This is a genomic window from Rhizobacter sp., from assembly GCF_031412495.1.
Lineage (GTDB): Bacteria > Pseudomonadota > Gammaproteobacteria > Burkholderiales > Burkholderiaceae_C > Schlegelella_A.
This window is the reverse complement of sequence record NZ_JANODC010000399.1, coordinates 1-10,298: the sequence shown is the minus strand read 5'-3', so window position 1 is coordinate 10,298 and position 10,298 is coordinate 1. Positions and strand designations below refer to the sequence as shown.

General features: G+C 71.0%; 11 protein-coding genes. 6 read left to right on the top strand and 5 right to left on the bottom strand.

Annotation, left to right across the window (positions count from 1 at the left end; genetic code table 11):
• Window positions 1-71: 71 nt before the first annotated feature.
• Window positions 72-344 carry a DUF2164 domain-containing protein gene (locus AC30N0_RS14750; RefSeq protein WP_489518661.1) on the bottom strand — a complete coding sequence of 91 codons (273 nt, stop codon included), beginning with the start codon at window positions 342-344 and terminating at the stop codon, window positions 72-74.
• A gap of 12 nt (window positions 345-356) precedes the next feature.
• Window positions 357-1,802 carry an NAD-dependent succinate-semialdehyde dehydrogenase gene (locus AC30N0_RS14745; RefSeq protein WP_489518660.1) on the bottom strand — a complete coding sequence of 482 codons (1,446 nt, stop codon included), beginning with the start codon at window positions 1,800-1,802 and terminating at the stop codon, window positions 357-359.
• Window positions 1,803-1,953: 151 nt separating this feature from the next.
• On the opposite strand from AC30N0_RS14745, the gene AC30N0_RS14740 reads away from it, so the two are divergent.
• The 4 genes from AC30N0_RS14740 (at window position 1,954) to AC30N0_RS14725 (ending at window position 4,526) form a co-directional block, all read left to right on the top strand.
• Entirely contained in the window at window positions 1,954-2,922 is a 969-nt protein-coding gene (locus tag AC30N0_RS14740; protein WP_489518659.1) for a Bug family tripartite tricarboxylate transporter substrate binding protein, read from the top strand.
• Window positions 2,923-2,975: 53 nt separating this feature from the next.
• Window positions 2,976-3,206, top strand: a complete 231-nt coding sequence (locus tag AC30N0_RS14735; RefSeq protein WP_489518658.1) for a hypothetical protein — start codon at window positions 2,976-2,978, stop codon at window positions 3,204-3,206.
• Between the two features lie 170 nt (window positions 3,207-3,376).
• Entirely contained in the window at window positions 3,377-3,532 is a 156-nt protein-coding gene (locus tag AC30N0_RS14730) for a hypothetical protein (protein ID WP_489518657.1), read from the top strand.
• A 187-nt stretch (window positions 3,533-3,719) separates the two neighbouring features.
• Window positions 3,720-4,526 carry a beta/gamma crystallin-related protein gene (locus tag AC30N0_RS14725; RefSeq protein ID WP_489518656.1) on the top strand — a complete coding sequence of 269 codons (807 nt, stop codon included), beginning with the start codon at window positions 3,720-3,722 and terminating at the stop codon, window positions 4,524-4,526.
• Window positions 4,527-4,571: 45 nt separating this feature from the next.
• On the opposite strand, the gene AC30N0_RS14720 is transcribed toward AC30N0_RS14725, so the two are convergent.
• Together AC30N0_RS14720 and AC30N0_RS14715 are read right to left on the bottom strand one after the other, a co-directional pair.
• The gene (locus AC30N0_RS14720; protein WP_489518655.1) at window positions 4,572-5,333 is read right to left on the bottom strand and encodes a DUF72 domain-containing protein; all 762 of its coding nucleotides are present in this window, start codon (window positions 5,331-5,333) and stop codon (window positions 4,572-4,574) included.
• 260 nt (window positions 5,334-5,593) lie between these two features.
• Window positions 5,594-6,328, bottom strand: coding sequence for an HAD family hydrolase (locus tag AC30N0_RS14715; RefSeq protein ID WP_489518654.1), 735 nt, complete (start codon window positions 6,326-6,328; stop codon window positions 5,594-5,596).
• A 226-nt stretch (window positions 6,329-6,554) separates the two neighbouring features.
• On the opposite strand from AC30N0_RS14715, the gene AC30N0_RS14710 reads away from it, so the two are divergent.
• Together AC30N0_RS14710 and AC30N0_RS14705 are read left to right on the top strand one after the other, a co-directional pair.
• Window positions 6,555-7,466, top strand: coding sequence for an ROK family protein (locus AC30N0_RS14710; RefSeq protein ID WP_489518653.1), 912 nt, complete (start codon window positions 6,555-6,557; stop codon window positions 7,464-7,466).
• A 291-nt stretch (window positions 7,467-7,757) separates the two neighbouring features.
• The gene (locus tag AC30N0_RS14705; protein WP_489518652.1) at window positions 7,758-8,135 is read left to right on the top strand and encodes a DUF8738 domain-containing protein; all 378 of its coding nucleotides are present in this window, start codon (window positions 7,758-7,760) and stop codon (window positions 8,133-8,135) included.
• 88 nt (window positions 8,136-8,223) lie between these two features.
• Here the strand turns inward: AC30N0_RS14705 and AC30N0_RS14700 are convergent.
• Window positions 8,224-10,298, bottom strand: a 2,075-nt coding sequence (locus AC30N0_RS14700; protein ID WP_489518651.1) for a S8 family serine peptidase, incomplete at its 5' end; no start/stop codon positions are given.

The following is a 10,298-nucleotide window of genomic DNA, read 5'->3' as shown; positions in this document are numbered from 1 at the left end:
CCCCTACGCCGCCGCGACCGAGACCGAGCCCGGCGGCGACGAGACCGTCCCGTCCGGCCTGCAAGCCGCCGTCAGCGCGGCCGGACGGGCCGCTCGCGCTTGCGCCAGTAGCCGAACTCGTCCTCGTGGATCTCGATGTCGAGCTCGCTCAGCCGCATCTGCATCCGCTCCTGGGCGTCGGCCACGCCGCGGTTGTAGACGCTCGGGCCGATCTCCTCCAGGAAGAAGTTGAGCAGCGCGCCGGCGGCGATGTTGCCGATGCGCTCCTCCCGCTCGTCCTGGAAGAAGCGCTCGATGGAAGCGATCGCCTCCTTCTTGGCATCCTTCGCCAGCTCGATCGCCACGGACCCAGCCCTCTACAGGCCGGCCTGCGACACGAACTTCGGGTTCAGGTAGGGCTCGATGGCCTCCGTGCCGCCCTCGGAGCCGTAGCCCGAATCCTTGACGCCGCCGAACGGGACCTCGGGGATGCCGAGGCCGACGTGGTTGATCGAGATCATCCCGGTCTCGACCGCATTGGCGACGGCGTTGGCGGTCTTCGCCGAGCGCGTCCACGCGTACGCCGCCAGGCCGAACGGCAGGCGGTTGGCCTCGGTCACCGCGTCCTCGAAGCTGCGGAACGGGTTGATGATGGCGAGCGGGCCGAACGGCTCGGTGTTCATCGCCTGCGCGTCGTTGCCGAGCTCGGTGACGACCGTCGGCTCGAAGAAATTGCCTTCCTTGCCGATGCGGTGGCCGCCGGTGCGGACCTTGCCGCCGTGCTTGCTGGCGTCCTCGACCACCGCCTCCATCGCCTGCGAGCGGCGCGGGTTGGCGAGCGAGCCCATGTGGACGCCCTTCTCGAGCCCGTTGCCCACCTTCAGCGCCTCGCTGGCGGCGACGAACTTCTCGACGAACTCCTTGTAGACGCCTTCCTGGACCAGGAAGCGGGTCGGCGAGATGCAGACCTGGCCGGCGTTCCTGTACTTGCTCGCGGCCATCGTCTTCGCCGCGACGGCGATGTCGGCGTCGTCGAAGACGATCACCGGCGCGTGGCCGCCGAGCTCCATGGTCGCCCGCTTCATGTGCAGGCCGGCCAGTGCCGCGAGCTGCTTGCCGACGACGGTCGAGCCGGTGAACGAGATCTTGCGGATCACCGGGTGCGGGATCAGGTACAAGGAGATCGCCGCCGGGTCGCCGTAGACCAGGTTCACGGTCCCGGCCGGCACGCCGGCGTCGACGAAGGCGCGGATCAGCTCGGCCGGCGAGGCCGGCGTCTCTTCCGGCGCCTTGACGATGATCGAGCAGCCGGCGGCGAGCGCGGCCGAGAGCTTGCGCACGATCTGGTTGATCGGAAAGTTCCACGGCGTGAACGCCGCCACCGGCCCGACCGGCTCCTTGATGACGAGCTGGTACACGCCTTCGGCGCGCGCCGGGATGACACGACCGTAGGTGCGCCGCGCTTCCTCGGCGAACCAGTCGATGGTGTCGGCGCCGTTATGGATCTCGGCCTTGGCCTCGGCGATCGTCTTGCCCTGCTCCATGGTCATGAACATGGCGACCGTCTCGATGCGCTCGCGCAGCAGGTTGGCGGCCTTGCGCATCACCTTCGAGCGCTCGTAGGCGCTGATCTTCTTCCAGGCGACGAAGCCCTTGGCCGCGGCCTCGAGAGCCTCGTCGAGGTCGGCCTGCTCGGCGAAGGCGAGGTTGCCGATCGTGTCGCCGCTGGCCGGGTTGACGATGGGGATGGTGCGGCCCGAGCGCGCTGCGCGCCACTCGCCGTTGATGAAGAGCTGGGTGTTCGGGTAGACGCGGGTGTCCATGGGGGCTCCAGATGGGCGGGGCGATGCCCCGAGGTCGGCGTCGATTATCGCGATGCGGCGGCGCCGGCTAGGGTCTGCCGGGTGTCGCCCGCTCCGGTGCAGGGCCAGAATCAGCCCCGCGCTCGCCACGGGCGGCGCAGGAGACCCTTCGATGCAGCGGCGCACCCTCCTCCAGGCCCTCCCGGCCCTCCTCGGCCTGCCCACCGCGGCCGGCGCGCAGGCCTTCCCGACCCGGCCCATCCGCTACATCGTCCCGGTCGCGGCCGGCGGCGGCAACGACATGATCGCCCGGGTCGTCACCGAGCGCTGGGGCCGGCTGCTCGGCCAGACCTTCATCGTCGAGAACCAGGGCGGCGGCGGCGGCGTGATCGCCAGCCAGACCACGGCGCGCGCGCCCGCCGACGGCTACACGCTGATGCAGGGCTACGTGGCCACGCACGGCACGACGCCGGCGACGCGCAAGGTACCCTACGACGCGATACGCGACTTCACGCCCATCGGCATGATCGGCGGAACGCCGAACGTGCTCGTCGTCAATGCCGCCCTGCCCGCGAGGACGCTGGTCGAGTTCATCGACTACGTGAAGAAGAACCCGGCCCGCGTCAACTACGGCTCGGCCGGACCGGGTTCGCTGACGCACCTGACGATGGAGCTCTTCAAGCAGCAGATCGGCGCCTTCATGCTGCACATCCCCTACCGCGGCATCGCGCCCGCCTTCACCGACCTTCTGGGCAACCAGACGCAGGCCATGTTCCCCGGCCTCGCCGCCGCCCTGCCGCACCTGCGTGCCGGCCGCGTCCGCGCCCTCGCCGTCACCGGCAAGGCGCGCAGCGAGCAGATCAAGGACGTGCCGACGCTGGAGGAATCCGGCTTCAAGGGCTTCGACGCGATGCAGTGGTACGGCTCGGTCGGGCCGGCGGGGATGCCCGCCGACGTCGTGCGCCGGCTCAACGAGAGCCAGGTCGCCGTGCTCCGCGATCCCGAGCTGCGCGAGCGCCTCTCGGTCGAGGCGGTCGAGCCGATGCCGATGACGCCGGAGCAGTTCGGCCAGTTCATCCGCGCCGACATCGAGCGCTGGACCGCCCTCGCCAAGGCCAGGAACATCCGCTTCGACGACTAGGCTCTGCGCGCACGGGCGCGTCGATTGCCGCCGCGTCGGGGCAGGAGAACGCCATGAACCAGCCGCAACGAAACCATCGAACCCAGCCCGGCGCGAGCGACCAGCCGGGCAACTCCCAGGCGCCGCGCACGCCGACGAGCCCCGGCGACGAAGCCCCGGAAGGCACCGCCGGCACGGGGCCCGACGTCTGCCCCAACTGCGGCGGGACGGGGAATGCGGGCGGCCGGCCCTGTTCGGTGTGCCAGGGCACCGGCACGGTCAACGTGGGGATCGGCGGCGCCTGAGGGCGGAGGACGCCCCGGGGCCTCGAGCTCGAAAGAAGTGCCGGCCCTGACCAGCCGGGTGCGCAGCCCGGCGAGGGTTCCTCATGACTTCAGGTCGATCTCCATGTGGACGTAGTCGCCACGGTAGGTCACTTCGCGCGTGACGCTCGCGGCCTCGGGTCTGGCCTGGCTTGAGGAGCCCCTGCGCGCGGATCGGCCGATGCGCCAAGCGGGGCGGCATCTCCGGCGACTGCCCGCATCCTCGGCACGGCATCGGCCTGCTCGCCTCCGCGCACGTGCTCGCCGCGCGCGGCGTGGCCGAGGCGCTGCTCGCGCTGACCCTGTAGGAGAGCGGGCCGGCCTTTCCTAGGCCGGCTCCGTCATCGCATCGCGGCATCGGCTTCCACGGCTTTCTTTACATACCGCCGGGCGGTTCTTAACCTCGACCGTGTCCTCCGCCGTCACCTGCGTTTGCGTGCCGAGCGTTGTAGGGACAGCCCCCGCGAGGGCGATCACACCGACAACGGAGCCACCATGAAAACGAACAGACTCAAACCGATCCTCGCCGCCATCGCGCTCGCGGCCGCGGGGCACGCCTCGGCACAGATCACCTTCTACGAAGGGCAGGGCTTTCGCGGCCGCGCCTTCAGCACCGACACGCCGGTTCGCGACATGGAGCGCCGCGGCTTCAACGACCGGGCCTCGTCGATCGTCGTCGACCGCGGCCGCTGGGAAGTGTGCGAGGACGCCCGCTTCGAGGGCCGCTGCGTGGTCCTGCGTCGCGGCAGCTACGAGACCCTGGAGGACACCGGGCTCGACCGGGAGATTTCTTCGGTGCGGCCGGTCGACAATCGCCGCCGCTACGAGAACGAAGCCCCGCAGGCAGCCCTGGAGCAGCCCAACTATGCCTACCGGCAACGCCCGAACGAGCGCACCTACGAAGCGCCGGTCCGCTCCGTGCGCGCGGTCGCGGGCACGCCGGAACAGCGCTGCTGGATGGAGCGCCAGGAAGTGCAGGAGCGTCGTGACCTGAACCCGGCCGGCGGGATCATCGGCGGCGTCCTCGGCGGCATCCTCGGTCACCAGATCGGCGGCGGCAGCGGCAAGACCGCGGCGACGATCGGCGGTGCGGTCGGCGGCGCAGCGCTCGGCGCCAACGTCGACCGCATCCGCGATCCGCAATCCGGACGGGAAGTCCGCCGCTGCGAGAACGTCGGCCAGGCCACCCCGGCGTACTGGGACGTCGTCTACAACTTCCGCGGCACCGACCATCGCGTGCAGATGACGGCGCCCCCGGGCTCGACCATCCTCGTCAACGCGCGCGGCGAGCCGCGCCAGTAGGCGGAGCAAGGACGGACGCGACGCCCCGGGGGCGTCGCGTCGTCGTCACGAGACGCCGACAGCAGGCGAGCCCGCGAGCAGCGCGCGCAGTTCGAGCGCGTTGGCGATCGCGGCGCCGCTAGCGGTGTTGTCGAAGATGCACCAGGGCTCGGCCTCGGCCGGCCAGCGCGCGAGGGCGTCGGCACGCGCCTGCAGCCACGGCGCCTCGTAGCGCGACCAGTACACCCGTGGCGATCCGTGCCAGCGGTGATAGAGCACCGCACCGCGACCGTCGCCTTGGGGCCCGAGCCACCCGCCGGGCCGGGCCGCTTCCGGCCAGCGCGCCGGAAGCGCGGCGGCACGCGCGACGCGCGCCGCTACCAGGACGCGGTCCGCGCCGGGCGCGAACCAGCTGACATGGCGCGGCTCGCAGACGATGGCTGCCGGCGACATCTCGGCCAGCAGGGCGAAGAAACTTCGCGCGGGTCGCGCCTCGAAGGCGAACGAGGGCGGCAGCTGCACGAGCAGCACGGCGAGGCGCTCGCCCAGCCCCGCGGCTTCGTCGAGGAAACGACCCAGGGGTGCGCGGGCGCGGCGCAGCTGCCCCTCGTGCGTGATGGCGCGCGGCAGCTTTACCGAGAAACGAAAGCCGGGCGGTGTCTGCGCCGCCCAGCGCGCGTACACCTCCACCTTGTGGCTGCGGTGGAACGAGGAATTGATCTCGGCACAGCCGAGCATCCGCGCGTAGCGCGCGAGGTGCCGGCCCTCGCCGGGAAACGACGACGCGGTCTCGCGCGAGAGGGTCCAGCCGGCGGTGCCGATGCGCATGCGGGAAAGCGGAGGGGCGTTGGCTGCGAGGCCGACGCGGGGTTCCAAACTCGCGATGATGGCCCTCGCGTCCCGCCGTTGCCCGCATGCGGTTCTTCGATGCTGTCCTGCCCCTGAGCGACGCGCCCACGACCCCCAACGTCTTCGTGTCGGTGCGCCGCTCGACACCGCGGTGGGCCCAGCGGCCCCGTGGCCGCTGCGCTCGTCGTCGATGCGCCCGCCCGCGTCGGCACGGATCTCGTCCAGGCCCGGCCTGCAACTCAGCTCGCGTTCGGTGCCACGAGGGCGGCAGCGACGCCGTGCAGGTCGGCGGCGATCGCGTGGCACATCGCCGCCATCTCCTCGGTCGGCGGCAGCAGGTCGGGGACCATGACGACGATCATGCCGGCGGCATGGGCGGCGCGCACGCCGTTGTAGGAGTCCTCGAGGGCCAGGCAACGCGCCGGGTCGATGCCGAGGGCGCGCGCCGCGTGCAGGTACAGGTCGGGATACGGCTTGCCGCGGCTGACGTCGTCGCGGGTGACGATGGCGTCGAAGCGGTGGTCGAGGCCGGCGGCGCGCAGGTGATGGAAGGCCTTCTGCCGCGCCGACGAGGTGGCCACCGCCTTCGGCAGGCCGAGCCGCTCGGCGCGGTCGAGGATCTCGGGCACGCCCGGCTTGACGCGCAGCTCGCCGGCGTCGATCTGCGCCTGCAGGTGGCGCGCCGAGGCGGCGAACAGCTGCTCGGCCGGGACCGCTTCGCCGTGGTGCTCGACGAGAAGGACGCGGCAGCTGTCCGCGGCGACGCCGATCATGGCCTGCGACAGCGTCTCGGGCATGTCGAGGCCGAGCTCGGCGGCGGCGAGCTGCAGGCCGCGTCGCGCGAGCACCTCGGTGTCTATCAGCAGGCCGTCCATGTCGAAGACGACGGCGTCGACGTGGATCGCGGCGACGACTGTCGCCGTGCCGGTGAAGGTCGTCGCCCGCGCAGTGGCCGCCGTTGCGGCCCTCGTCATGGTGCACTCCGGCGGCGCAGGCCGGTCCACGGAATTACCACCTTGGCGATGACGAAATGGCGACGGGACATGATGTCGTGTTCGCGCGGCACGCGGAAAACGGGCTCGCTGCCCCTCACCGCACCGCACGGTCGTTCCGGCAAGTCGTGTGCCGCGGCGCGAAAGGCCATACGCTTGCGAGGTGGGTGGCGCCATGCAGGCTCGAAGCCACGGGAGACGACAGGCGATGCGGATCGGAGTCGATGTGGGCGGGACCAAGATCGAGGCCATCGCCATCGACACGTCCGGCCGCGAACGGGCGCGCCGCCGGGTCGCCACGCCGGCCGGCGACTATCGGGGCACGGTGGATGCCGTGCGCGGGCTCGTCCTCGGCATCGAGGCAGAGCTCGGCGCGCCGGCGCGCGTCGGCGTCGGCATGCCCGGGGCGGTGTCGCACGCCACCGGCCTCGTCAAGAACGCGAACTCGACGCACCTGAACGGCCGGCCCTTCGTCGCCGACCTCGCCGCGGCCCTGCAGCGCGAGGTGCGCGTCGAGAACGACGCGAACTGCTTCGCGCTGTCCGAGGCCAGCGACGGCGCAGGTGCCGGCCACCGCATGGTCTTCGGCGTCATCCTCGGCACCGGCGTCGGCGGCGGCATCGTCCACGACGGCCGGGTCTGGGTCGGGCCGAATTCGATCGCCGGCGAGTGGGGCCACAACGAGCTGCCGGCGCGGACCGAGCCGCACCTTCCAGACACGCAGTGCTGGTGCGGCCGGACGCACTGCGTCGAGACCTATCTGTCGGGTCCGGCACTGGCGAAGGACCACGCGCGCGGCGCGCCGGTGCACGTCGATGCCCTCGGCGTCGTCGCCATGGCCCGCGCCGGCGACGCGGCGGCGCAGGCGACCCTGGATCGCTACTGCAACCGGCTGGCAAGTGCGCTCGCGGCCGTCGTCAACTTGCTTGACCCCGACGTCATCGTCCTCGGCGGCGGCCTGTCCAACGCCGACGAGCTCTACGCTGCGACGGCATCGCTGCTGCCGCGGCACGTGTTCTCGGACCGCTGCACGACGCCGGTGCTCAGGAACCGGCACGGCGACTCGTCGGGCGTGCGCGGCGCGGCATGGCTGTGGCCGGCCGACGATGCAGCCGCTTGAGGCCCGTCACGCCAGTGAATCGCCGCGTGAACACCGTCTGCTCGTCGTCGGCGTCTCCCTCCTGCTCTGACCGGCATGGCGCGGTCGCAGGACCCGACACCGATCACGACGCCACGCGGCGCGACTGCCGACGCGTCGCCGACCACGCACTTCCGGCGGCCGAGATCCTGGGCTTCACCGTCGGGCTGTTCTACACCCGGCTCGGGCAGGACCTGTTCGTCACCCCACCTGGCGCTAGGGGAAGTTCCACGAGCTCGAGTCACTGTTCGGGCTCACGCGGCATGATCTGGGATGGCCGCGCCCAAGCTCCTGACTGCCGTGCTGTGCACCCTGGCCCTGCTGCCGCTGGCCTGCTCGCAACCCGCCATGACGTCGCCGTTGTCGCTCGATGAAGCCATTCGCCGGGCCCGCCTCGACGCGGCGCAGCGGACGCAGCTCGCGCCCGAGGCCCTGTTGCTGGTCAGTGCCGAAGCGGTGACCTGGCGCGACGGCAGCCTGGGCTGCCCGCAACCGGGCATGGGATACACGCAGGCGCTAGTGCCCGGCTGGCGGGTGCGACTGCGCGGACCGGCCGGGATGCTCGACTATCACGCGAGCGTTCGGGGTGGGTTCCTGCTGTGCCAGGCCGGGCAAGCCGTCGAGCCGCTGCCGGTCGATTACCGGACCTGACCGACGGGGCCAAGAAAAAAAGCCCCGCGGGTTGCGCGGGGCTGTGTGATCGAACCGGACGTTGCCGCCCGGCTTCATGCAGTCGCGATCAGGGCGGTGGCGTGTCGACGCGCACGATCGTTGGGTCGGGCATGCCGGCCACTCCGCCGTAGACGACCGAGCCCAGGTACTTCGTCGCCGGCGTCAGCCCGCTGGTCGAGATGCCGATGGTGCCCTTCGTGCCGACGGTGGCGCTCGCCGGCGCGGTGATGGACATGTTGCCAACGGCCGTCGAGTTCAACAGCCACGTGTGCAGTTTGAACGGCGACGACGTACTCGGTAGACCCCAGCCGTGGATGTACACCCTGTAGGTGCCCGCAGGCGGATTGACGAGGTTCACTTCTTCGTCGGAGCCGCCGCTGCCGCTGAGCGCCACCAGCACGCCAGCCTCGTTGTAGACGTACAGGTCGACGTCGCTTCCTGGCGCAACGTCCGCATCGAACAGCGCGAACCTCGCGTACGTCGTGCCGGACGGCACCGGCACCTGCAGGACGATCGTGCCGGCAGGGTCGGCCGGATTGAAGGTCTGGTCCGGATCCTGGCCGACGGTTCCCGCCTCGAGCGCCGGCGGGATGAGACCGCGCGGGGTAGCGCTGAACGGCCCCGTGTAGCCGAACGTCACGTCGAAATTGATCGGGCTGCCGTTGCCGCTCACCTGCAGCGGCGCCGAGAGCGCCACCGGCCGGACCACCATCGGCACCCGCACCTTGGTCTGGCCCGCAGTCAGCGTCAGCTGGCCTCCGCCATACGCGTTCAACGCAGCAGCATCCGTTCGCGTGAACTTCACCGTGAACTGCGCGGTCTTGCCCGCGGCCATCGAGAGGCTCGCCGGTTCGAAGTCGACCTTGAATCCCGCCATCCCGGTGTACGACGGCGTGTACGTGGCTGCGCCGCCCACATTGGTGACGGTCCGCGTCACCGTCTGCACGCCGGCCATGTCGCCGATCGCGATCGACGGCAGGTTCAGGTTGCTCGGATCGATGGTGATCGAGGGGCAGTAGGCCGCCGTCAGCTGGCGCGTTCCGCACAGGAAGCCCAGCCAGTCGTTGAACCCCGAGTCGAAGACCAGCCCCGGGTTGATCGCGGCATTCGGCTGTACGTGGCCCGCGCCCTGCTCGAAGATCACGGCCGGATCCGTGTTCGGTGCCGGGCTTCCGTTGGCGAGAAGCACATCGCTCCCGGTGGTCATCAGCGCCGACTTGATCGCCATCGGCGACCAGTTCGGATGAAGTTCCTTCAGCAAGGCCGCGAGGCCGGCCACGTGCGGGCCGGACATCGAGGTGCCGCTGAGAACATCGAACAGCCGCCCGTAGTAGCCGACCGGCGAGACGGCGGCGAGGATGTCCTGGCCCGGCGCGATGAGGTCGGGCTTCAGCAGGTCGCCGTTGCCGCCCAGCAGGGGGCCGCGCGAGGAGAAGGCAGCGGTCTGCGGCGCCGTTGCGTTGTAGACGAGCGCGGAGTCGTTGATCCGGGCAGTGGCGCCGGACAGCGCCGCGTAAGCCTTCACCGCCGCGCGATCGGTGCTTCGCAGGTGCACCGTCGGCACGAAGTGCAGATCGGCGTTGATCGAGTTGGGGCTCGTGTTGACCAGGATCATGCCGATGCCACCGGCCTGCTGGACGGCAAGGCTCTTGTTGGTGCGCCCCGTGGCCCCGCGGTCGCAGACGACGACCTTGCCGACCACCTTGGCCCGGTCAAGCACGACGGCGCCGTCGGCCGCGCCGTAGCACAGCGCCGCCTGGGCCAGTTGCGCCGCCGTCGCTCCGGCGATTGCCGCAGCCGCCGAGTCGATCAGCGGCTTCGGCCCTATCGCAGTGGCCACCGATGCGCCGTTGTAGGTCGTGCCGCCGAGCGTGACCGAACCTACGCCATCCCGGTTGTGCGTGCCCGCCGCCACCGTCGTGACCCACGGGCTCGGATGCGCGACCGTGCTGATGGCGGGCCCGGCGTTGCCGGCGGAGGTCGCGACGAACACGCCGGCGTCGGCGGCGAACAGGAAGGCGACCTCGACCGGGTCGAGGAAGTTGGTGCTGGTCCCGCTGATGGAGAAATTGATGACGTCGACGCCGTCGGCAACGGCCTGGTCGATCGCCGCCACGCTGTCCGAGTTGAAGCAGCCGCCCT

Excerpts from the sequence above, each read along its gene's own strand:
- AC30N0_RS14745 (WP_489518660.1), bottom strand. The coding sequence starts at position 1,802 with ATGGACACCCGCGTCTACCCGAACACCCAGCTCTTCATCAACGGCGAG.
- AC30N0_RS14740 (WP_489518659.1), top strand. The coding sequence starts at position 1,954 with ATGCAGCGGCGCACCCTCCTCCAGGCCCTCCCGGCCCTCCTCGGCCTG.
- AC30N0_RS14735 (WP_489518658.1), top strand. The coding sequence starts at position 2,976 with ATGAACCAGCCGCAACGAAACCATCGAACCCAGCCCGGCGCGAGCGAC.
- AC30N0_RS14725 (WP_489518656.1), top strand. The coding sequence starts at position 3,720 with ATGAAAACGAACAGACTCAAACCGATCCTCGCCGCCATCGCGCTCGCG.
- AC30N0_RS14720 (WP_489518655.1), bottom strand. The coding sequence starts at position 5,333 with ATGCGCATCGGCACCGCCGGCTGGACCCTCTCGCGCGAGACCGCGTCG.
- AC30N0_RS14715 (WP_489518654.1), bottom strand. The coding sequence starts at position 6,328 with ATGACGAGGGCCGCAACGGCGGCCACTGCGCGGGCGACGACCTTCACC.
- AC30N0_RS14710 (WP_489518653.1), top strand. The coding sequence starts at position 6,555 with ATGCGGATCGGAGTCGATGTGGGCGGGACCAAGATCGAGGCCATCGCC.
- AC30N0_RS14705 (WP_489518652.1), top strand. The coding sequence starts at position 7,758 with ATGGCCGCGCCCAAGCTCCTGACTGCCGTGCTGTGCACCCTGGCCCTG.